At 71.4% G+C, this 22695-nt stretch carries 17 protein-coding genes and 1 pseudogene; 12 read left to right on the forward strand and 6 right to left on the reverse strand.

Annotated elements, in window-relative coordinates; translation table 11 throughout:
• The first annotated feature begins 653 nt into the window (after positions 1–653).
• Positions 654–1871, forward strand: coding sequence for a CapA family protein (locus tag BKI49_RS33260; RefSeq protein ID WP_095938017.1), 1218 nt, complete (start codon positions 654–656; stop codon positions 1869–1871).
• A 37-nt stretch (positions 1872–1908) separates the two neighbouring features.
• Here the strand turns inward: BKI49_RS33260 and BKI49_RS33265 are convergent, their stop codons facing one another.
• Positions 1909–2388, reverse strand: coding sequence for a universal stress protein (locus tag BKI49_RS33265; RefSeq protein WP_095938018.1), 480 nt, complete (start codon positions 2386–2388; stop codon positions 1909–1911).
• A 297-nt stretch (positions 2389–2685) separates the two neighbouring features.
• Between BKI49_RS33265 and lysX the strand changes: the two genes are divergently transcribed.
• Both lysX and BKI49_RS33275 read left to right on the forward strand, forming a co-directional pair.
• Positions 2686–5964 (forward strand): bifunctional lysylphosphatidylglycerol synthetase/lysine--tRNA ligase LysX, encoded by a 3279-nt coding sequence (lysX, locus tag BKI49_RS33270; protein WP_095938019.1) that lies wholly within the window; start codon positions 2686–2688, stop codon positions 5962–5964.
• An 81-nt stretch (positions 5965–6045) separates the two neighbouring features.
• Positions 6046–6888 carry a polysaccharide deacetylase family protein gene (locus tag BKI49_RS33275; protein WP_095938020.1) on the forward strand — a complete coding sequence of 281 codons (843 nt, stop codon included), beginning with the start codon at positions 6046–6048 and terminating at the stop codon, positions 6886–6888.
• A 39-nt stretch (positions 6889–6927) separates the two neighbouring features.
• Here the strand turns inward: BKI49_RS33275 and BKI49_RS33280 are convergent, their stop codons facing one another.
• Positions 6928–7590, reverse strand: a complete 663-nt coding sequence (locus tag BKI49_RS33280) for a class F sortase (RefSeq protein WP_095938021.1) — start codon at positions 7588–7590, stop codon at positions 6928–6930.
• A gap of 731 nt (positions 7591–8321) precedes the next feature.
• On the opposite strand from BKI49_RS33280, the pseudogene BKI49_RS36105 reads away from it, so the two are divergent.
• A pseudogene (locus BKI49_RS36105) lies at positions 8322–8714 on the forward strand (hypothetical protein); the annotation flags it as partial.
• A 176-nt stretch (positions 8715–8890) separates the two neighbouring features.
• On the opposite strand, the gene BKI49_RS33290 reads toward BKI49_RS36105, so the two are convergent.
• From BKI49_RS33290 to BKI49_RS36110, 3 genes are all read right to left on the reverse strand, one after another.
• Positions 8891–9424, reverse strand: coding sequence for a hypothetical protein (locus BKI49_RS33290; protein WP_095938022.1), 534 nt, complete (start codon positions 9422–9424; stop codon positions 8891–8893).
• 226 nt (positions 9425–9650) lie between these two features.
• Positions 9651–10412, reverse strand: coding sequence for a bestrophin-like domain (locus BKI49_RS33295; protein WP_095938023.1), 762 nt, complete (start codon positions 10410–10412; stop codon positions 9651–9653).
• A 16-nt stretch (positions 10413–10428) separates the two neighbouring features.
• Entirely contained in the window at positions 10429–10557 is a 129-nt protein-coding gene (locus tag BKI49_RS36110) for a hypothetical protein (RefSeq protein WP_257005057.1), read from the reverse strand.
• A gap of 816 nt (positions 10558–11373) precedes the next feature.
• Here BKI49_RS36110 and BKI49_RS33305 point away from each other — a divergent pair.
• The 4 genes from BKI49_RS33305 to BKI49_RS33320 all read left to right on the forward strand — a co-directional run bounded on the left by BKI49_RS33305 (position 11374) and on the right by BKI49_RS33320 (position 16732).
• Positions 11374–12318: an SCO0930 family lipoprotein gene (locus BKI49_RS33305; RefSeq protein WP_095938024.1), complete on the forward strand. Its 945-nt coding sequence runs from the start codon at positions 11374–11376 to the stop codon at positions 12316–12318.
• A gap of 588 nt (positions 12319–12906) precedes the next feature.
• Positions 12907–13719 carry an SAM-dependent methyltransferase gene (locus tag BKI49_RS33310; protein ID WP_095938025.1) on the forward strand — a complete coding sequence of 271 codons (813 nt, stop codon included), beginning with the start codon at positions 12907–12909 and terminating at the stop codon, positions 13717–13719.
• Positions 13716–15851: a putative bifunctional diguanylate cyclase/phosphodiesterase gene (locus BKI49_RS33315; RefSeq protein ID WP_095938026.1), complete on the forward strand. Its 2136-nt coding sequence runs from the start codon at positions 13716–13718 to the stop codon at positions 15849–15851. The genes BKI49_RS33310 and BKI49_RS33315 overlap by 4 nt, the downstream gene beginning before the upstream one ends.
• Before the next feature lie 101 nt (positions 15852–15952).
• The gene (locus BKI49_RS33320) at positions 15953–16732 is read left to right on the forward strand and encodes an SDR family NAD(P)-dependent oxidoreductase (RefSeq protein WP_095938027.1); all 780 of its coding nucleotides are present in this window, start codon (positions 15953–15955) and stop codon (positions 16730–16732) included.
• Positions 16733–17077: 345 nt separating this feature from the next.
• Here the strand turns inward: BKI49_RS33320 and BKI49_RS33325 are convergent, their stop codons facing one another.
• Positions 17078–17959: a LysR family transcriptional regulator gene (locus BKI49_RS33325; RefSeq protein ID WP_143658545.1), complete on the reverse strand. Its 882-nt coding sequence runs from the start codon at positions 17957–17959 to the stop codon at positions 17078–17080.
• Positions 17960–18078: 119 nt separating this feature from the next.
• On the opposite strand from BKI49_RS33325, the gene BKI49_RS33330 reads away from it, so the two are divergent.
• From BKI49_RS33330 to BKI49_RS33345, 4 genes are all read left to right on the forward strand, one after another.
• The gene (locus BKI49_RS33330) at positions 18079–18750 is read left to right on the forward strand and encodes a succinate dehydrogenase (RefSeq protein ID WP_095938029.1); all 672 of its coding nucleotides are present in this window, start codon (positions 18079–18081) and stop codon (positions 18748–18750) included.
• Position 18751: 1 nt separating this feature from the next.
• Positions 18752–20710 carry a fumarate reductase/succinate dehydrogenase flavoprotein subunit gene (locus BKI49_RS33335; RefSeq protein ID WP_095938030.1) on the forward strand — a complete coding sequence of 653 codons (1959 nt, stop codon included), beginning with the start codon at positions 18752–18754 and terminating at the stop codon, positions 20708–20710.
• On the forward strand, positions 20707–21456 hold the full coding sequence (locus BKI49_RS33340; RefSeq protein ID WP_095938031.1) for a succinate dehydrogenase/fumarate reductase iron-sulfur subunit: 750 nt from the start codon (positions 20707–20709) through the stop codon (positions 21454–21456). Before BKI49_RS33335 ends, BKI49_RS33340 begins: the two co-directional genes overlap by 4 nt.
• A 99-nt stretch (positions 21457–21555) precedes the next feature.
• Complete coding sequence (locus BKI49_RS33345; RefSeq protein ID WP_095938032.1) at positions 21556–22581, forward strand: hypothetical protein; 1026 nt, start codon at positions 21556–21558, stop codon at positions 22579–22581.
• The last annotated feature ends 114 nt before the right edge of the window (positions 22582–22695 follow it).

A 22695-nucleotide genomic window follows, 5' to 3' on the forward strand; every position in this document is an offset into this window, starting at 1 on the left:
GGCGGTCGAAGCCGTCGGTGAACGGTGCGCCGAACGGTCAACCGGGTCCGGAGCGGCGTTCGCCGAACGGTCGCGCGGGGCCGGGGCCGCGCTCGCCGAACTGTGGCCCTGAGCCACAGTCGAGGTCGGAGACGGAGCCTCGGCCCGATCGGGAGCCGGAGTCGGAGCCACAGCCGGGTTGGATACGGAGCCTGGGCCCGATCGGGAGTCGGAGCCCGATCCGGAGCCACAGCCGGGTTGGCGACGGAGCCTGTGCCCGATCGGGAGTCGGAGCCGGAGCCGGAGCCTGTGCCCGATCGGGAGTCGGAGCCCGAGCCGGAGCCTGTGCCCGATCGGGAGTCGGAGCCGGAGCCTGTGCCCGAGCCCGAGCCCGAGCCCGAGCCCGAGCCGGAGTCGGAGCCCGAGCCCGAGCCGGAGCCGGAGTCGGAGCCCGAGCCGGAGTCGGAGCCGAGCCCGAGCCGGAGTCCGGGCCGGGCCGTGTGCGACGCGACGCGTGCCCGTCCCCGGCGCTCCTTCGCCCTGACGGGCCCGTCCCGGAGCGCCGGACGGGCTACCGGCGTGCGTTGCTCCTTGACTCCCGGCGGCCCCCATATGTGGATTCTTCTCAATTCCTATCTGTTCATAAGGAAATCCGACTGCATCGGGGCGATTCGATGAACGCACGCACACGACGGACCACCCTGGCCCTCGCGGCCGTGGTCGTCACGGCTCTCACGGGCTGCCAGGCCCGGCACCAGGCCCCCGAGGCCTCACCGTCCAGGCAGTCGTCAGGCCGGTCGGCCGCACCGTCGTCCGGACATCCGGCGGCGCCCGCGCCACGGACCGGGTTCACCCTCGTCGCCTCCGGGGACATGCTGCCCGACACCTCGATCATCGAGCGCGCTCAGTTCGACGCGGGGGGCCTGGGATACGACTTCCGGCCCATGCTCGCGGGGGCCGGACCCGCGGTCTCCGGCGCCGACCTGGCGATCTGCCACATGAATGCGGTCTACGGCGGGGACGGCGACGCGTCCGGCTCCCCGTCCGGCTCCCCGTCCGGCGCCCCGGCCCCCAAGGCGCCGCCGCAGATGGCCGACGCGCTGGCCGCGACCGGCTACGACGGCTGCTCCACCGCCTCGGACCACAGCCTGGACGACGGGGCCGACGGCATCCGGCGGACCCTGGACGCGTTCGACCGCGCCGGCGTGCGGCACGCGGGGTCGGCACGCACGAAGGAGGAAGCGAAGAGCGTGACCATGATGCGCGCCGGCGACGCCCAGGTCGCGCACCTCGCCTACACCGTCGGCCCGAAGGGCCGGTCGCTTCCCGAGAGACAGCCCTGGGCCGTCGACCTCCTCGACCGCGACAAGATCGTCGAGGACGCCCGGGTGGCCCGCAGGGCGGGCGCCGACGTGGTCGTGGTGTCCCTGCACTGGGGCACCGAGTGGCAGGACGCGCCGGACGCGCAGCAACAGAAGCTGGCCAAGCAGCTCACGGCGTCCCGCACCGACGGGCGGGCGGACATCGACCTGATCCTCGGCACCCACGCGCACGTCCCGCAGGCGTACGAGAAGGTGGACGGCACCTGGGTCGTCTACGGCCTGGGCGACCAGATCGCCGGCGAGACGGACAACCGTGGGGTCCGGGACCCTCGGGGCAACGAGAGCACGATCGCGCGGTTCACGTTCGCGCCTCCGGCGCACGAGGGCGAGCGCTGGCCGGTGGCCAGGGCCGAGTTCGTCCCGCAGGCGTTCGACGTGGACGCGGGCCGCGTCGTCGACCTCAACGCCGCCCTGCAGCAGGGCGCCGACGTCGGCGACATGCGCGACCGGATCCGGGACGTCGTCCTGAGCCGGGGAGCGGCCCAGGCCGGGCTGGTCATGGCGCAGTGATCCCGCGCGGACGGGGCGCCGTTCGCCGGCGGCCGGTCTACGGGACGACCGTGACCGGCCAGCGGCCCGCCTTCACCAGCCGGATCGCCACCGAACCGATGATCCGGTGCCCCGCCTGCTCGGACGCGCCGACCACCACGGCGTCCGCCTTCAGCTCGTCCGCGGCCTTCACCAGGCCGTTGTAGGGATCGCCGCGGAAGGTGTGGAACTCCCAGCGCACCTCGAATATCCCCTTGACCCGCTCGGTCGCGTCACGGATGTACTTGACCAGGTCCTCGGCGATCTCGTCGGTCGTCTCCGCGACCGGCACCCCGAGCGCCGCACCCGCCGCCATCACCGGCTGGACGTAGACGACCGCGAGCAGCGCGCGCTGCCGTCTGGCCAGGCCTCCGGCATACGCCGCCGCGCGGAGCGACGAGTCGGAGCCGTCCACACCGACCAGGATGACCTTCGGCCCGTCCGTGCCCCGCTCGAACTGATGCGGCTCGGACTGAGGTGAGTGCTGCTGTTCCGTCACGGCTGTGAGGTTATCGGAATCTGCAGGTCCGGAAGCCGTACGAGACCGAGGGATCTTGCCCGGCCGGCGGAGCGGACCGTGCCCGCCGGGCGACGGGGACCGGCACGCGGGGGCCCGGGAGCCGCGCCACGGTCAGGCGCCGCAGCTTCCCCGGGGGTCTTGAGCCGCCCGGGGCGAGGACGGGACCCGTGGCGCGGTGTACGGAAGGCGCGGCGTCCGGTGGGCGGAGGGCGTCCGCCGGGCGGCCCGATGGGGCTCGACGGGCGGGGGTGCGTCGGCCTTCCTACAGTCGGAACCATGAGTGCCACCGTGGAGGCCCGTCCGCCCAAGGACTCGGCGGGTGCGGCGAGGCGGCCCGGGGCAGGCTTCCCCGACAGGGTGCCGGAGGGCTTCGCCACCTTCTTCGGCGCCCTGGGACTGCTCTGCGTCCTGCTCGCCTTCTTCGCGCCGCTGCGCAGGCTGCTGCGCCCGGTGGTGCGCTTCCTGGACCTGCTGATCGTGCCGGTCAGCGCCAACCTCGCGTACGCCGTCTTCCTCTTCCTGCTGGCCGCGGCGACCGCCGCCCGCAAGAAGATCGCCTGGTGGCTGGTGGTGGTCTACCTGGGCCTGCTGGTCCTGGTGGGCATCCTGGGCGTCGCGGCGGGCCTGTTCGCCCAGTCGATCCCCTCCCTCGTCGTCTGCGCACTGCTGCTGGCGCTCCTGATCGTGGCCCGCGGCGCCTTCTACGCCGACTCCCGGCACGGCGCCGTCCGGCGGGCCCTCGTCGTCCTGCTGGCCGGGCTGGCCGTGGCGATCCTGGTGGGCTGGGGCCTGGTGGAACTGTTCCCCGGCACCCTGCCGCGCGGGCAGCGACTGCTCTGGGCGGCCAACCGGGTCTGCGGCGGACTCGTCTCCGGGCAGTCGTTCGACGGGCGTCCGCCCCGCTGGCTGTTCTTCCTCCTCGGGCTGTTCGGCGCCCTCGCCCTCCTCAACGCCGCCGCCGCCCTCTTCCGCTCCCAGCGCCTGGAAGCGGCGCTGCGGGGCGACGAGGAGTCCCGCATCCGGGCACTGCTGCGCACCTATGGGGCGGACGACTCCCTCGGCTACTTCGCCACCCGCCGCGACAAGGCGGTCGTCTTCTCCCCGAGCGGCAAGGCCGCCGTCACCTATCGCGTCGAGGCCGGCGTCTGCCTCGCCAGCGGCGACCCCGTCGGCGACCGCGAGGCCTGGCCGCACGCCATCGGCTCCTGGCTCGACATGGCCCGCCGCTACGCCTGGGCGCCCGCCGCCATGGGTGCGTCCGAGGAGGGCGCCAAGGCGTACGCCCGATGCGGCCTCGGCGCCCTGCAACTCGGCGACGAGGCGATCCTGCACGTCGCCGACTTCGACCTCGGCGGCCGGGAGATGCGGGTCACGCGCCAGGCGGTCAACAGGGTCCGGCGCGCCGGCGCCACCTGCCGCGTACGCCGTCACTCCACCCTCACCGACCAGGAGATGAGACAGGTCGTCGACAAGGCGGACGCCTGGCGCGACACGGAGACCGAACGCGGCTTCTCGATGGCCCTGGACCGGCTCGGCGACCCCGCCGACGGCGACTGTCTGCTCGTCGAGGCGCTGGGCGCCGACGGCCGGCTCCTCGCGCTGCTCTCCTTCGTGCCCTGGGGGCCGGACGGCATCTCCCTCGACCTGATGCGCCGCGACCGCAGCGCACCCAACGGCGTCATGGAGTTCATGGTCGCCGAACTGTGCGCGGTGGCCGGAAAGTTCGGCGTACGGCGGATCTCGCTCAACTTCGCCGTGTTCCGCTCGGTCTTCGAGGAGGGCGCCCGCATCGGTGCAGGACCGGTGCTCAGGCTCTGGCGCCGGCTGCTGCTGTTCTTCTCCCGGTGGTGGCAACTGGAGGCCCTGTACCGCTCCAACGCCAAGTACCACCCGCAGTGGTACCCCCGCTTCATCTGTTACGGCGAGACCGGCGCCCTCGCACGGATCGGCCTCGCGTCCGGCATCGCCGAGGGCTTCGTCTCCGTGCCGTCGCTGCGCAAGCTCTGGGGCAACGGGCACACCCGTGGCGCACCCGTACCCGCCACCGCCGAGGGCCTGCCCGCGCCGTCGGCCCCCGGGACGGGCGGTACGGAGGAAGCCGGGGCGGAGGAGCCGTACCAGGGCCTGCCCGAGCAGGTCCGGATCCGTCACCGGACCCTCGACCGGCTCCGTGCCGAGGGCACGGACCCCTACCCGGTGGGTGTCCCGTCCCGCACGCACACCCTCGCCGACGTGCCGCAGGGCGCCGACGTCACGGTCGCCGGACGTGTGATCCTCGTACGCGACTTCGGCGGCATCCTGTTCGCGGTGCTGCGCGACTGGTCCGGAGACCTTCAGATCGCCCTCACCCGGGCGGAGTCGGGCGCCGCGCTCGACCGGTTCCGCAAGGACGTCGACATCGGCGACCACATCACCGCGAGCGGTCTCGCCGGCGCCAGCGACCACGGAGAGCGGACCGTCTTCGCCACCTCCTGGCAGCTCACCGGCAAGTGCCTGCGCCCGCTGCCGGACAAGCGCCGGGGACTCGCCGACCCCGAGGCGAAGGTCCGCCGCCGCTACCTCGACCTGGTGTGCAGCCCGGACGCCCGCTCCGTCGTGCGGGCCCGCTCCACGGCCGTACAGGCCCTGAGGCAGGGCCTGCTCGACCGCGGCTACCTGGAGGTCGAGACGCCGATGCTCCAGCAGATCCACGGCGGCGCCAACGCCCGGCCCTTCACCACCCACATCAACGCCTACGACCTCGACCTGTATCTGCGCATCGCGCCCGAGCTGTACCTGAAGCGGTTGTGCGTCGGCGGCCTGGAGAAGGTCTTCGAGATGGGCCGCACCTTCCGCAACGAGGGCGTCTCCTACAAGCACAACCCCGAGTTCACGATGCTGGAGGCCTACCAGGCGTTCGCCGACTACGACGTGATGCTCGACCTCGCCCGCGAGCTGATCCAGGACGCGGCCACCGCCGCCTTCGGCACGGCCGTCGCACGCAAGGACGGCACCGAGTACGACATCTCGGGGCCGTGGCCCGTCAAGACGGTGTACGGCGCCCTCTCGGAGGCTCTGGGGGAGCAGGTCGACGCCGACACACCGCGGGAGACGCTGGTGCGGTGGTGCGACCGCGCCCAAGTGCCGTACGGGCCGAAGGACTCGCGTGGCGACGTCGTGCTGGAGATGTACGAACGGTTGGTCGAGGAGCGGACCGGGCCGCCCACCTTCTACAAGGACTTCCCGACCGAGGTCTCACCGCTGACCCGGCAGCACCGCGTCGACCCGCGTCTCGCCGAACGCTGGGACCTCGTCGCCTTCGGCACCGAACTGGGCACCGCCTACTCCGAGTTGACCGATCCCGTGGAACAGCGCCGGAGGCTGACCGAGCAGTCCCTGCTCGCCGCCGGGGGAGACCCGGAGGCCATGGAGCTGGACGAGGACTTCCTGGACGCCCTGGCGTACGCGATGCCGCCCACCGGGGGTCTCGGCATCGGAGTCGACCGGCTCGTGATGTTCCTGACCGGTCTGACGATCCGCGAGGCGCTGCCGTTCCCGCTGGTGCGCCGCCGCTGAAATGGTCCCATCGGGTGTTTTCGCGGGTCCGCACCCGTGTTGCTCAGCCGCGCCGCCCCTGCTCGGGGTGACTCATGAGTCATGAAAAAGGATCAGCTGTTCACCCGGCGCCGGATGTTGATCGCCGGTGCTGCCGTCCTGGGCGCGGCCGGGGCGGCGGGCACGGCCCGAGTCCTGACGGCCGAGCCGGCCGCGCGACCGGCGAGTGTCCCGTCCGGCCAGGGCCCGCAGTTGCGCACGGCGCTCAAGCCCTCCGCCTTCCGCCTCCAGCCGATGGCGGGATACGGACCGCCTCGGCACCGGCCGGTGAAGACCGCCGTCCGCCGCGAGCCGATCCTGCAGATGTCCGGAAGCGGCCGCCGCATGGTGCTGACCTTCGACGACGGTCCCGACCCGCGGTACACCCCGCACATCCTGAGCACCCTGCGCGAGTACGACGTGCGGGCCATGTTCTTCGTGTGCGGGGAGATGGCCGTCGACAACAAGGACCTGCTGCGCGAGATGGCCGACGACGGCCACATCGTCGGCAACCACACCTGGACCCACCCGCAGCTGACCGAGCTCTCGCGTTCCGCGATCCGCCGCGAGATCGAGCGCACCTGCGAGGTCATCGACGAGGCCTACGGCGAGCCGCCCGCCTGGTTCCGCGCACCGTACGGCGCGTGGAACCGGAACACCTTCAAGATCGGCGCCGAACTCGGCATGGAGCCGCTGGCCTGGACGGTCGACTCGCTGGACTGGACGACCCCGGGCACCCGCACCATCGTCGACCGGGTCGAGGAGGGCGCCGCCCCGGGCGTCGTGATCCTCTCGCACGACGCGGGCGGCGACCGTTCGCAGAGCGTGCGGGCGCTGCGCGAATACCTTCCGCAATTGCTGGACTCCGGCTACCACATCACCGTGCCGCACCGGAAATTCGTGTAGAGACGGCATGCGGGCATTCGCCCGCCCGGCCGGGAACGCTCAGCGAACCTCGACCAGGCGGGCGAACACCACGACATTCCCGTCGTAACCGTGCTGCTTGGAGAAACCGCCGCCGCAGGTGATGACCCGCAATTCCGGGGTGCCCTTGCTGCCGTACACACGGTCGCCGGGGAAATTGCTCTTCTCGAACACGTCGACGCCGTACACCTCGAACACGGCCGTCTTCCGGTCCTCGCGCAGGACCTCGACCTTGTTGCCCTTCTTGAGCGCCCCCAGTCCGTAGAAGACCGCGGGGCCCTTCATGTTGTCCACGTGGCCGACGATGACCGACGTGCCCTTCTCACCGGGCGAGACCGCGCCGGTGAACCAGCCGGCCAGGTTCGGGTCGTCCGGGGGCGGCGCGTCGACCCAGCCGCCGATGTCCAGACCCACCGGCACGGTCGGGGCGTCGACCTGGATCGCCGGGATCTTCACCCGCTGCACCGAGGAGAACGGCAGGCCGGACGGCCCGTTCGAGAAGGTGCCGGCCGACGTGCGGCTGTCCGCCGCGGCCGCCGAAGCGGGCTGCGGCGGACCCACGTCGAACTCACCGGAGCCGTTCCGAATGAGTGCGAGGCCGGTCAGCAGAACAAGCGCTATAACGCCCCAAGGGGCGCGCTTCCTCCGCCTCTCCTCCTCTTCGGCCAGTTCGGACGCAAGCATTCGTCATCCCCTCTCGACGTGGCCGTCGCCACGTCCGTCGAGCATATGAGAACGCTAATTCCAGCACGGCCGTCCGGCGACGGGACGCGAGCGAACGGGTGGCGGAGTACATCGCTCGTGAGCCATCCGAGTCCCCGGGACCAGGAATTTTCTGACGGTCCGTGACCTGCGGCAATATCCGATTGTGTGGAATTCCTTCGGCGTGTCCTCTCACCAGGACGGACCATTCTCGAAATGCGGGCCCGTGCCCGGCATCTGAAGGTCGGACTGGGAGGCGCTGTCTCGCCGATCCACCGGGGACGGTTCCCGGGGCGTCTTCCGCGGAGGATCACATGCGCAACGCACGCGCCCTGGCGGCCTCGGCCGCCGCGGCCGCACTCCTCGGGACAGTCGCCCCGGCGGCTCTCGCCGACGGTATGGGCGGCGGCACGGGCACCCAGAACGGCACCATTGTGGGCGGCGGCACGGGCAACCAGAACGGCACCATCGTGGGCGTCGTGCCCGGCACCGGCGTCGTGCCGGGCAACGGCTTCGTGCCGGGGTACAACAACGGATTCGGCTTCAACAACGGGTTCAACAACAACAACGGCTACAACAACGGCTTCAACAACGGGTTCAACAACGGCTTCAACAACGGGTTCAATAACAACGGCTTCAACAACAACCACGGGAACAACTACGGGTTCGGCAACAACAACGGGTTCGGCAACAACCACGGAGGCGGCTCGCGGAACATCGTCGCCCAGCCCAACGTCATCGCGGCCGGGGGTCGGCTGACGGTGACGGTCGACGGATGCCGCAACGGCGGCACCATGACCTCGCCCGGATTCGGGCGCGCCACCCTCGCCCGGGTCCCCGGCAACAACGACACGGCGAGCGGGACGGCGACCGTGAACCGTGACGCGCGCCCCGGCCCGTACGACATCACCGTCAACTGCGTCGGTGTGGGCGCACTGACCCGCCCGAACGCCTACACCGTCATCGGCGGTGTGCGCGGTGGCCTCGGTGGCAGCACCACCGGTGCGGCGCCCGCCGACATGGCGATCGGCGGCGCTCTGGTGGCCTCGGCGGTGATCGGCGGCGGCGTCTTCTGGCTGCGTCGCAGGTCCGAGAAGAAGATCTGACCGGCGTCCTCCGGAAGAGAACCGGTCCCGTCCCCCTTCGGAGACCGTCCGTCCTCCTCCGGGACCCGTCGGCCCGCGCGGAGACCGCATGTGACAGCCCTCCGCCCCGGATGCCCCCGACAGGGCGGCCGGGGCGGAGGGTCGTGCCGCTCCGGCCCTGGGGCCCTCGGAGCCCGTCATGAGTTGTCGGGCGTGGCGCGGCGGCGCGCCACGTACCACGCGGCGCCGATGGAACCGGTGACGAGAGCCGCTCCCAGGCCGATCTCCCGGAGGTCGAAGCCGTCGCTGCTGCCGCCGACACCGGCGTCGACGCCCTGTTGCGCGGGGACGGTCGTCACGTCGGCCGAACCGCCACCCGCGATGGCGAGATCCGTGTGACCGGTCGTGCCGCCGCAGGAGAACGTCACCTCGTACACGGCACCCGGCTTGGCGTTCCGGTCGACCACGACGGTGGCGGAGGACTGTGCCGCGGGGATGCTGACGGTGTCGAAGACGCCCGAGGAGACCGTGGCCGCGCCGCTGCAGCCGCCGCTGTCCCGCTTCAGCTGGAGCGAGACCTGGCCGCCCGCGACGACCGTCGAGGGCTGGACGGCGAAACCGAACGGCGTGATGTCGGAGTCGCTGCCGTCGTCGGCGAGCGCGGCGGGTGCCGTGCAGGCCAGGAAGGACACGCCGAGCAGTGCGGCCGACGCGACGCGTATCGCGTGCATGGTGAAGCCTCCGGGTCCCGAGGTGCCTCGCTGCGGACCGTTCCGCTCGCGTCGGAAATGCGCCTCGACGGGACGAAACGCTAGGAAAGGGTGCGCGCGGGCGCGATCGCAGTCGCGCGAACGGGTCAGTCGTGTGGGCCGTACGGGGGATGACGTACGTACGGCCGGGGGACGGGAGCGGCGTGGCTCCCGTCCCCCGGCCGCGCGGTGGTCGTCGAGGGTTCCGTCACCCGGTCAGGTGCGGGAACAGCGCGGTGAACGGCTCCGCCGAGGCGGCGATCCCTCTGCTGTAGGGCGCGTCGAAGTCCCAGATCAGGAAGAGCAGGAAGGCGATCAGCGCGGAGAACAGCCCGGCGAGGATCAGCTCCCGGGCGGTGCGCCGGATCTGCAGCGCGAACACCATCCCGACGGTCACCAGGGCTCCGGTGATCAGCCCGAACCACACCACGCCCGGCATGGTCGCCCCGGTCGAGTCGGCGCGGGCGTTGCGCGCGGCGTCCGCCGCCGTGACCTGGTCGACGAGCGGCTGGTAGGCCTGGGCCTCGAAGTCCGACTTCGGCTGGTAGTCGGTGACGTCCTGGCGGATGCGGTCGAGGAGCCGGCCACCCTCGGCGGTCATCCGGCCCTTCTCCATCGCCTTCCACTCGGTCGTGACGACGTGGCCGGCATAGGCGTTGACGTCGTCACGGACGCGGTCGCGCACCTCGGGCGGGTAGACACGGACCCGCTCCGAGATCTCGTGCAGGGCCTGGGCCTCCGCCTGCACATGGTCCTGCGCGGCGCCCCGGGCCTCCCAGACACCCGCGATGGCCAGCCCGAGAACGATGGCGTACACCACGCCGATCATCATCGTCATGTACTCGATGACGTCCGGGGTCTCGGACGGATCTTCGTCCTCGCGGGCCCGGCGGTGGCGCACGAGGACCACGATGAGTACGACGACGCACGCGGCCGCCATCGCGAGGGCGAGAACAAGCCAATCCGACAAGGTTGCCTCCTGGGGGTCAGCGCGGGCGCAGCGCCGCGACGGCGAGCACCGCGGGCGCGGTGATGAGCAGGGTGAGCGAGACGAGCGACGGCCCGCTGCGCGGTGGGTGCTTGTGCGGCGCGGCGTGGTACGCCGGATAACTCACCGGCGTCGGCGACGGCTTGGGGCGCTCGGGCGGCGGCTTCGGTGCCGGCGGGGGAGCGGGCCGTCGTACCACGGGCCGTGGCTCGGGCGCCGGAGGAGGCGGGGGCGGCGGAGGCGGGGGGTCCGGCTTCGGGGGACGAGGCGGCGCCGGCTTCGGCGGAGGCGTCGGTTTCGGGGGCGGGGTGGGCTTCGGCGTGGGGGTCGGAGTCGGCGTGGGCGTGGGTGGGCAGGGCGGCGTCGGCGTGGAGGTCGGGCACCAGGCGGTGTCCCCGGCCACGGCCACCGCGCCGCTTCCCGCGGCGGCCACCGCCGTGGTTCCGTCCGGGCCGGTCGAGGCGTACGCACAGGCGTCGGCCGAGGCCGTGCCGCTCGGCGCCCCGGCGAGGATCCAGGTGAGCGTCAGCAGCGTCAGCACCCGTATGACGAGGGCGGATCGGGTCCGCGGAGGTCCATGCACGACCGAGATCATGGAGCGATCGCGGCTCGGCCACGCCGCAGTGCCGGGGGAATGCCCCGAAGGGGGGACGCCTGCCCCGTCGCGGTTTGACGACCGGGAGGGGCCGCCCGGACAGGTCCGTACACGTGCCCCAGGGCGGCGCGGGCGGGGCGCGCGCACCGGGTCCGCACGCCTGTGCCGCAACGCGACCGGAGCGCGCCGGCGACATGCGCGCTCGTGCGCCGGAGCGCACACCGCGTCACAGGTTCCGGAAAGAAATTTGTGAGCCGGTTGAACACTCCCGCCACCCCCGCCCGTACCTAGGGCCATGCGCGGCGCAGCAGGGCGCTGCAACACTTATGCGAACAGCGGGAGTTACCAATGAAGACCTCCTGGCGGAGCGCCTCGCTCGTAGCGACAGCTGCGGCCGTGCTGGCGCTCACGACGGCGTGCGGTCAGGATCAGGGCGCCCAGTCGACGGGCAGCCAGAACGTGGGTGCGACCGCCGCCGCGGGTGATTACGGGACCGGCACCACCGTCGGCAACGGCTACGGCGCCGATTCCAAGGACCAGCAGAGCGCCGCGGCCCAGGCGGAATCCGCAGGTCAGCTCGATGTCACCGAAAGCACGAAGCTCGGCAAGGTGCTCACCGACAGCGCCGGCTTCACCCTGTACCGCTTCGACAAGGACACGGCCGAGCCGCCCAAGTCGAGCTGCGACGGCGACTGTGCGAAGGCCTGGCCGCCCGTTCCCGCCGAGGGCGCCGAGGCGGCGACCGGTGTGGACAAGGCCTTGCTCGGCGAGGTGACCCGCTCGGACGGCACGAAGCAGCTGACCATCGGCGGCTGGCCGATGTACCGCTATGCAAAGGACACCAAGGCGGGGGACACCAACGGTCAGGCCGTAGGCGGCACTTGGTACGCCTCCGCACCCGACGGCAAGAAGGCGACGCTGGCCGACCTGCCCGGCCTCTCCGTCCACAAGGACCCGAAGCTCGGCGACATCATCGTCGACAAGAACGGCATGACCGTCTACCGCTTCATGAAGGACCAGGCCTGGCCCGTCTCGAAGTCGGCCTGCACCGGTGCCTGCCTGGAGAAGTGGCCGGCCGTCGCGCCGGTCGCCGAGAACGACACCAAGGGCGTCAAGAAGAAGGGCCTCATGCCTTTCACCCGCCCGGACGGCATCAAGCAGATGACGGTCAACTGCTGGCCCATCTACACCTTCTCCGGGGACAAGGCTCCCGGTGACACCAACGGTCAGGGCGTGGGCGGCACGTGGTACGCCGTCGCCCCCGACGGAAAGCCGGTCGGCGCGCAGAAGTAGTTGATCACCTCCCCAGGGTCGATCGTCTCGCCCAGAGAGCCACGGAACGCGGAAGGGAGTGGACGCAGACAGGCAAGTGTGCCGGACCAACGGAACAGCGCGCGCGACCCCGGTCCGCCCCCTCCGCACCGCAACGGAGGGGGCGGACCGCTCGGCGTGCCCGGGCCGGTGCGGCCGGTCGGGCGTGCCCGGACAGCACACGGAGGCGGCCGATCGACACCAGGTGTCGGCGGAGTCCGTGCGCCGACGGAAGTTGACGGAGTCCGTCCGGATTTCAAAGATTCCCATGATCTCCGGCCGACGGTGAATGGCCGTCGATGAAGCGGCCGATCACGGCGACTCTCCGGACGACGTGACCACGCTTCGTCACTCCTCCGAGCTTTTTGGAATGCTTCGGAGCGATTTCGCAGGGGCGGCACACCGCTTGTTCGTGAGCGGTTCGCGGGACGTCAATTCGGCACTTGCCGGAGGCAGTGACCGGGAACGGATGGTCAATTTCCGTTTTGGCTCGCCCGTTTGGCGGGCGATCAGTAGCCTCAGCTCGAACACCGGATCGCCTACGCCGTCGCCTACGCCTTGGAGAGATAGATGGAGCGTCCCGCCTGGGCCCCCCGCAGCATTGACATCTCGATGCCGAGCGTGTCCCGTATGTATGACTACTACCTGGGCGGTTCGCACAACTTCGAGGTCGACCGGGAAGCGGCACGCAAGGCGATGGAGTTCATGCCGGGACTTCCCAAGATCATGCAGGCGAACCGCGCGTTCATGCGCCGTGCCGTGCGCTTCGCCGCGGACGAGGGCATCGACCAGTTCCTGGACATCGGTTCGGGCATCCCCACCTTCGGAAACGTCCACGAGGTCGCCCAGTCGGCAAGGCCCGGCGCACACGTCCTCTACGTCGACCACGACCCGGTGGCCGTCGCGCACAGCGAGGCCGTACTGGGGGACAACGACGACGCGGACGTCCTCGCCGCCGATCTGCTCAAGCCCCACGAGATCCTGGCGAGCCCTCAGCTCCAGCGGCTGATCGACCTGAACCGGCCGGTCGCCCTGCTTCTCGTTGCCATACTTCACTTCGTGGAAGACGCGGACGACCCGTACGGAGCGGTGGCGGAGCTGCGCGACGCGCTCGCGCCGGGCAGCCTGCTCATCGTCACGCACGCCTCGTACGAGGGGATTCCGCTCCCGCCGGAGCGGGCCGAAGGCGCGGTCGACGTCTACAAGAACATCCGCAATCCGCTGATCATGCGCTCGCGCGAACAGATCGCGCGGTTCTTCGAGGGGTACGACATGGTGGAACCCGGACTGGTGCCGATGCCGGACTGGAGGCCCGACACGGCATCGGAGGACGAGGATCCCTATTCCTTCTCCGGGTTCGGCGGCGTGGGGCGCACCGCGTGACCGCCGAGCCGGACGGGCCGGAAGACAGACTGCGCCGGTTCGCGACGATCTGGAGCCGGGCGGTGTTCCCGGTGACCTCGACGTCGCTGACCCGGCCCGAGTTCGAGCAACTGCTGATCCCGCTGGCCCGGCGGCTGAAAGACGCGCTGCGGGCCCGGACCTTCGAGGCGGCCGAAGGGCAGGCGGTCGGCGCCGCGCTCGTGGCCGCGCACTGCACGGACCCGGAGGCGCTCAGCCGCGCACTCGACTGCGTCGACGCCTACCTGGTGCTGTACTGCGGAGAGGACGGGTCCCAGGAGGCGCTGCGGACCCGGTCCGCACGGCTCCAGCACGCCATGGCCGCCGGTTTCGCGCAGGCCCTGCGGGAGCGGACCCTCGCCGAACAGGAAGCCATCTCCCGGGCGGCGTTGAGCGCGAGGAGCGCGGTGGCCGAGGCGCTGCACGCCAGCGAGGCCCGCTTCCGCGCGGTCTTCGAAGGCGCGGCCATAGGAATCGGCATCGCCGACCTGGAAGGCAACGTCCTCCAGGTCAACGGAGCACTGTTGCGCATGTTCGGCGGCTCCGAGCAGCTGATGCTCGGCCGCAAGGTCCCCGAGTGGACCCACCCCGAGGACGCTCCCCAGGTCTGGCGGCTGTACGAGGAACTGGTCCGCGGGGAGCGCGAGCACTACCACGTCGAAAAGGCCTTCTACCGGCCCGACGGCACGGCCCTGTGGACCAATCTGACGGTCTCCCTGCTGCGCGACGCGGACGGCGAACCCCAGTACCAGCTGGCGCTGATGGAGGACACCACCGAGCGGCGGCTGCTCAATCTGCGGCTGCGCTACGAGGCCACGCACGACGCGCTCACCGGACTGCCCAACCGCACCCTCTTCTTCGAGCGCCTGGAGAAGGCGCTGTCCGCGGGGGACGGCCAGCGTTTCGGCCTGTGCTACCTCGACCTCGACGGCTTCAAGACCATCAACGACAGTCTCGGGCACGCGGCCGGGGACCGGCTGCTCGTCGAGGTCGCCGACCGGCTGCAGTCCTGCGCGACCGCCCCCGGCGAGATGGTCGCCCGGCTCGGCGGCGACGAGTTCGTCGCGCTCACCACCGGCACCGGCACCGAGCACGAGGTCGACGAACTCGCCGGGCGCATCATGAACGCCCTCGTCACGCCGATCAGCATCGACGGCCGCGAGCTGACCGTGCGCGGCAGCATCGGCATCGTCGAGGGGCCGGCCGGGGAACGCGGTCCCGCCGAGGTGCTGCGCAGCGCCGACATCACGATGTACCGGGCCAAGTCCGCGGGCGGCAACCGCTTCGAGCTGGCGGACCCCGAGGCCGACGCCCGCGCCATCACCCGGCACGGACTGACCACCGCGCTGCCCGCGGCCTTGGACCGGGGTGAGTTCTTCATCGAGTACCAGCCGCTCGTGCACCTCGGCGACGGCAGTGTCCGCGGCGCCGAGGCGCTGGTGCGCTGGCTGCACCCGCAGCACGGCGTCCTCGGCCCCGACCGGTTCATCCCGCTCGCCGAGCACACCGGCCTGATCGTGCCGCTCGGCCGCTGGGTCCTGGAGCAGTCGGTGCGCCAGGCCCGTGCCTGGCAGGAACGCCACGCCGGCGCCGGCCCGCTGCGGATCAACGTCAATCTGTCGCCGTGCCAGCTGACCCACCCCGGCCTGGTGCAGGACACGGTCGACATCCTGGAGCGCGAGGGCCTCGACGCCGACGCGCTGTGCCTGGAGGTCACCGAGTCCGCGCTGATCGGCGCCGACGACGACCTGCTGAAGCCGCTGCGCCGGCTCGCCGAGATGGGCGTCGACATCGCCCTGGACGACTTCGGCACGGGCTACTCGAACCTCGCCAACCTGCGCCGGCTGCCCGTGAGCATCCTCAAGCTGGACCGATCCTTCACCCAGGGCATGCAGCAGTTCCCCGCGGACCCCGTCGACCTGAAGATCGTCGAGGGCATCGTGTCCCTCGCCCACTCCCTCGACCTCGCGGTCACGGTCGAGGGCGTGGAGACGGGCGCGCAGGCCGAACAGCTGCGGATACTCGGCTGCGACACCGCCCAGGGCTGGTACTACGCCCGCCCGGGACCGCCGGAGCGGCTGCACGAGCTGGCGCTGGTGGACGCCACGGGCTGAGACCGCGCGCGTGCCATGGTCTCCTGGAACGGGGCGGCCTCGCGCCACAGGTGCGGGCGCCCCGACTCCCGGCACACCCTCACGGGCAGGAGCTGAGCGGCATGGGCAAGGAACTCGAGGGCCGGACCGCCGTGGTGACCGGTGCCAGCAAGGGCATCGGGCTGGCGATCGTCGAAGCGCTCGCCGGCGCGGGAGCGAGGGTCGTCGCCGGATCCCGGACCACGACGAAGGAACTGGACGCGCTGGTCGAGCAGGGCTCGGTCGTCTGGGTCCCGGCCGACCTCGCCGAACCGGACGCCGCCGAGCGCCTGATCGCCGCGGCGGACGGGCGGATCGACGTCCTGGTGAACAACGTCGGCGCCGCCCCGGCCCGTACCGGCGGCTTCCTGTCGGTGACCGACGAGGACTGGCAGCGTGTCGTCGACCTCAATCTGCTGACGGCCGTACGGGTCACCCGGGCCGCCCTGCCGGTGATGCTGGACGCGGGCGAGGGCTCCGTGGTGACCGTCGCCTCGGTCAACGCCACCCTGCCCGACCCCCTGGTGATCGACTACAGCGCGAGCAAGGCCGCCCTCGTCGCCTTCTCCAAAGCGCTGTCGAAGGAGGTCGGGCCGCGGGGCATCCGGGTCAACACGGTCAGTCCGGGCCCGGTGAAGACCGAGCTGTGGCTCGGCGGCGACGGGGTGGCCGCGACCGTCTCCTCGGCCGCCGGGATCACGCCGGACGACGTCGTCGCGAAGGCCTCCGCCGCCACGGTCACCGGCCGCTTCTCGATGCCCTCGGAGGTCGCGGAGACCGTGCTCTTCCTGGCGGGCGACCGCGCCCGCAACATCACCGGAAGCGACCTGGTCATCGACGGCGGATTCATCCCGACCCGGTGAGTGCTCGGTGGGCGTGTCCCGCCCGTCGGCCCTGCGGGCCTGACCTCGGCCGGTGACGGTCTGGTCGGCGTGCCCTGCTCGCCGGATCCGGCGGATCCGGTCTCGGCCCGGTGAGTGCTCGGTGGGCGTGTCCCGCCCGTCGGCCCTGCGGGCCTGGCCTCGGCCGGTGACGGTCTCGTCGGCGTGCCCTGCTCGCCGGATCCGGTCTCGGCCCGGTGAGTGCTCGGTGGGCGTGTCCCGCCCGTCGGCCTCGCGGGCCTGGCCTCGGCCCGGTGACCGCCCCGCTTGCGGCCCCGCTGGCGTGCGCCCGGGGCCGGGCGCGCCCCCAGGCGCAAGGGCCGCCCGTCAGCGCTCCAGCAGCATCCGCTGGAGCTCCCGCGCCGCCCGCGGCGGAGCCACGTCGCTGCGGTGGGCGAGCGCGATCGTCCGGTGCAGCCCGGGCCGGGCCAGCGGGGTCACCCGCAGCCCTCGCCCGGACCGCGTCGCGACCATGCGCGGGACGACGGCCACGCCGAGTCCCGCGCGGACGAAGCCGAGCACAGCGTCCATCTCGCCGCCCTCGACGGCGAAGTCGGGCTCGAAGCCCTCGGCGCGGCATGCGGCCACGGTCAGTTCCCGCAGGTCGTAGCCGTGCCGGAACATGACGAGGCGCTCGCCCTCGAGGTCGGCGATGCGCACCGTACGGCCGGTGCCCGGCGCGGGCGCGTCCGGCGACGACACCACCACCAGGTCCTCGCGCAGCAGCTCCAGGGTGGTCAGCGCGGGAGACGGCGTGGGGAGGGGAAGCACGACCAGGGCGAGGTCCAGGGCGCCGCGCGCGAGTTCCCGTACGAGATCGTGCGAGCCGCCCTCCTCGATGAGCAGCCGGATGCCCGGATACCGGTCGTGGAAGGCGCGCAGCACATCGGGGAGCAGGCCGGTGCACACGCTCGGGGTGGCACCGAGGCGGACCCGGCCGCTGCGCAGCTGGGCCAGTTCCTGCACCTCGTGCCGGGCCGTGTCCGCGTCGGCGAGGATGCGCCGGGCCAGCGGCAGCAGCGCCTCGCCGGCGTCCGTCAGCGTGATGTTCCCGCGCGCCCGCTGGAACAGGTCCGCCCCGAGCTCCCGCTCCAGCGCCTTGATCTGCTGGGACAGGGACGGCTGCGCCACATGGACGAGATCGGCGGCGCGGGTGAAGTGCCGGGTCTCGGCGACCGCCACGAAGTACTGGAGCTGCTGGAACTGCATACCTCGACGATAGTCCATGCCTATGGAAACAAGCTGGACCATGTCTTGGACCGATCGGCCCTGTGAGCCCTAGCTTCGACGGCATGGCTCTGGCAACGCGGACGGACCGACGACCGTCCATGGCGCGTACCGTGTGGGACAGCTCCGTCGGCAAGAAGACCGTGATGGCGGTCAGCGGCTTGATCATGCTGCTCTACCTGGTCGCCCACATGATCGGGAACCTGAAGATCTACTTCGGGGCCGGCGAGTTCAACGACTACGCCCACTGGCTGCGCACCCTCGGCGAACCCGTCGTGCACTACGAGTGGACCCTCTGGGTCTTTCGCGTGGTGCTGGTCGTCGCGGTCGTCGCGCACGCCGTCTCCGCGTACCAGCTCAGCCGCCGCGACATCAAGGCGCGCCCCAGCAAGTACGTGCACAAGAAGGCCCGGGCGAGCTACGCCACGCGCACCATGCGCTGGGGCGGGATCATCCTCGGCCTGTTCATCGTCTGGCATCTCCTGGACCTGACGACCGGCACGGTGCACTCCGGCGGCTTCCAGGAGGGCCACCCGTACCAGAACGTCGTGGACACCTTCTCCACCTGGTACGGCAACGTCGTCTACATCGTCGCGATGCTCGCGCTCGGCCTGCACATCCGGCACGGCTTCTGGAGCGCGGCACAGACCCTCGGCGCCGGCCGCCGCAGCCGCGACCGCGCCCTCAAGGCCGGCGCGAACGTCCTCGCGCTGGTGCTGACGGCGGGCTTCATCGCCGTACCCGTCGGAGTCATGACCGGAGTGGTGAGCTGACATGACCGTATCGTCCGAATATGCCGCGTACCGGACCGGTGAACCGGTCGCCGACGCCAAGGCACCGCAGGGCCCGGTCGACGAACGCTGGGACACCCGCCGCTTCGAGGCCAAGCTCGTGAACCCGGCCAACCGCCGCAAGCACACCGTGATCGTCGTGGGCACCGGTCTCGCGGGCGGCTCCGCGGGCGCGACGCTGGCCGAACAGGGCTACCACGTCGTCCAGTTCTGCTACCAGGACTCGCCCCGCCGGGCCCACTCGATCGCCGCGCAGGGCGGCATCAACGCGGCGAAGAACTACCGCAACGACGGCGACTCCGTCCACCGCCTCTTCTACGACACCGTCAAGGGCGGCGACTTCCGCGCCCGGGAGTCGAACGTGCACCGGCTGGCGCAGATCTCCGTGGAGATCATCGACCAGTGCGTGGCGCAGGGCGTGCCCTTCGCCCGCGAGTACGGCGGCCTCCTCGACACCCGGTCCTTCGGCGGCGTCCAGGTCTCCCGCACCTTCTACGCCCGCGGCCAGACGGGCCAGCAACTGCTGCTCGGCGCCTACCAGGCACTGTCCCGGCAGATCGCCGCGGGCAACGTGGAGATGCACCCGCGGACCGAGATGCTCGACCTGATCGTGATCGACGGACGGGCGCGCGGCATCGTGGCCCGCGACCTGATCACCGGCCGCATCGACACGTACTTCGCGGACGCCGTGGTCCTCGCCTCCGGCGGCTACGGCAATGTGTTCTACCTGTCGACGAACGCGATGAACTCGAACGCGACCGCGATCTGGCGGGCGCACCGGCGCGGCGCGTACTTCGCCAACCCGTGCTTCACCCAGATCCATCCGACCTGCATCCCGCGCACCGGCGACCACCAGTCCAAGCTGACGCTGATGAGCGAGTCGCTGCGCAACGACGGGCGCATCTGGGTGCCGAAGGCGAAGGGCGACACCCGCCCGGCGGGCGAGATCCCGGAGGAGGAGCGCGACTACTACCTGGAGCGCATCTACCCGTCCTTCGGCAATCTCGTGCCCCGGGACATCGCCTCCCGTGCCGCGAAGAACGTCTGCGACGAGGGCCGCGGTGTCGGCCCCGGCGGTCAGGGCGTCTACCTCGACTTCGCGGACGCCATCCGGCGGATGGGCCGCAAGGCGGTCGAGGAGAAGTACGGCAACCTCTTCGACATGTACGCCCGGATCACCGCCGAGGACCCGTACACGGTGCCGATGCGGATCTACCCCGCCGTGCACTACACGATGGGCGGGCTGTGGGTCGACTACGACCTCCAGACCACCGTCCCCGGCCTGTTCGCGATCGGCGAGGCCAACTTCTCCGACCACGGCGCCAACCGTCTCGGCGCCTCCGCCCTGATGCAGGGCCTCGCCGACGGCTACTTCGTCCTGCCCTCGACGATCAACGACTACCTCGCCCGCAACCCCCACCACGACGAGGTGACCGACGAACACCCGGCCGTCCAGGAGGTGCTGGCCGAGACCGAGGACCGGCTACGGCTGCTCCTCGCCGTCGACGGCGACCGCACCCCGGACTCCTTCCACCGCGAAGTCGGCGAACTGATGTGGGAGTTCTGCGGCATGGCCCGCACCGAGACCGGACTGCGCAAGGCGCTGGAGCGAATCCCGCAGATCCGGGAGGAGTTCTGGCGGCGCATCAAGGTCCCCGGCACCGGCGAGGAGTTCAACCAGTCGCTGGAGAAGGCCAACCGAGTCGTCGACTACCTGGAACTCGCCGAGCTGATGTGCCTCGACGCGCTGCACCGCTCCGAGTCGTGCGGCGGGCACTTCCGTGAGGAGTCCCAGACCCCGGACGGCGAGGCCGCCCGCAAGGACGAGGAGTTCTCCTACGCGGCGGCCTGGGAGTTCACCGAGACGGGCCAGTCCCCCGTCCTGCACAAGGAAGACCTCGTCTTCGAGTACGTCCACCCCACCCAGCGGAGCTACGCATGAAGCTCAACCTGCGCGTCTGGCGACAGAAGAACGCCGACGCCGAAGGCGCCATGTCCACGTACCAGGTGGACGACATCTCGGCCGACATGTCCTTCCTGGAGATGCTCGACACCCTCAACGAGGAACTCATCCTCAAGGGCGAGGACCCGGTCGCCTTCGACCACGACTGCCGCGAGGGCATCTGCGGCGCCTGCTCGCTCGTCATCAACGGCGACGCGCACGGCCCCGAACGCACCACCACCTGCCAGCTGCACATGCGGTCCTTCCAGGACGGCGACACCATCGACATCGAACCCTGGCGCGCCTCGGCCTTCCCGGTCGTCAAGGACCTCGTCGTCGACCGCTCCGCCTTCGACCGCATCATCCAGGCCGGCGGCTACATCACCGCCCCCACCGGCGCCGCGCCGGAGGCCCACGCCACGCCCGTGCCCAAGCCGGACGCCGACTTCGCCTTCGAGCACGCCGAGTGCATCGGCTGCGGTGCCTGCGTCGCCGCCTGCCCCAACGGCGCGGCCATGCTCTTCACCTCCGCCAAGATCAACCACCTCAACGTGCTCCCGCAGGGCGCTCCCGAACGCGAGTCGCGGGTGCTCGACATGGTGGCCCAGATGGACGAGGAGGGCTTCGGCGGCTGCACGCTCGCCGGGGAGTGCGCGACGGCGTGCCCCAAGGGCATCCCGCTGTTCTCCATCACCAGCATGAACAAGGAGTGGCTGCGCGCGACCCGCTCGTCGGGCAAGCGCTAGCCGTACGTCGTTCGCCGTAAGGGTGCGGACGGGCGGGACCGGGAGTGGTGCTCATCCCCGGTCCCGCCAGGCACCCCCGGCCGTCGGTAGGCTGCCGGCATGATCTTCGACAACAACGGGAGGGAGCGGTTCCTCGAAGCCGTCACGGACTTCGAGGCCGCTGTGCGCGAACGGGACGTCGACCGTTCGGAACGCGCGTTCGGAGAGTTGTACCGTCACTTCGGGGACGCGGGGGAGCGGGAAGTCGGCCGGGCGGCACCGCTGTTGGCCGCGCTGCTGCCCGAGGTGCCCCCGGGGCCGCGCGGCACCGTGGCCGTGCTCGTCGGGGCCTGCGTGGAGCGTGGCGCCGACGCCGGGCCCTGCGCGCCGCACGTCTTCGCCGAACTCGCCGAGACACTCGCCGCCGCCGGTGAATTCTGCGAACGCTGGGAGGAGACCGGCGGAGGGGACTTCCCCGACCCGGAGGACGGTGCGCCGGATCCGGCGCTCTTCGACCGCGTCGGGGCGGAACCGGCCCTGGCCTGGATGACGTTGCCCCAGTTCGAGATGGCGTCCGTCGCCATGCTGAACCACGCCGGGGTGCGCGGCGCCCTCGACAGCGCCCTGCGCAACCGGCTGCTGCGGGCCACGCGGACCGTGGAAGAGGCGTCCGGACACCCCTTCAAGTGCCTGACGTACGCCCTGCTGGTCCTCGACGAACCGCTGATCGTGCTGCACCGCCCGACCGGAACCGGTTACGCGATGCGCATGCGGGGCATCGGCGACAACTTCCAGCTGCACACGCTGGTCGCCGACGTCCTCGTCGGCGGCGGCCACATACCCGGCCGGGCCCCGTCCGCGCAGGAGGCCGCGGTCTGCCGCGACCAGCCCGGACAGGTGCACACCACCGGCTCCTTCAACCTTGTCGCCCCCACCGGGGAGTGGGTGTGGAACGAGGGCACGCCCAGCGACATCCCCGTCGTCGACGGAGTCCGGCTGCTCGTCCTCGACCCGCCGGCCTACGAGCGGAGCTGGCCCTCGGGCCGGTTCTTCCCGAACATGACGGGCGACCTCGTCCTGGAGCGGGTACTCGCCCCCGAGGAGGCCGGGCGCCTGCTCGCCGGGTGCGTGACGAAGGACGGCTGACCGGGCCGGGGACCCGGCGTTCAACAACCCCACATCCACTCTCCTGGCACAGGTCACGCGCACGCCAACCGGCATCGGAAGAACAGGAGCGCACGGACCGAACAACCGCTGGTC

This window comes from Streptomyces sp. Tue6028 (assembly GCF_002300165.1).
Lineage (GTDB): Bacteria > Actinomycetota > Actinomycetes > Streptomycetales > Streptomycetaceae > Streptomyces > Streptomyces siamensis.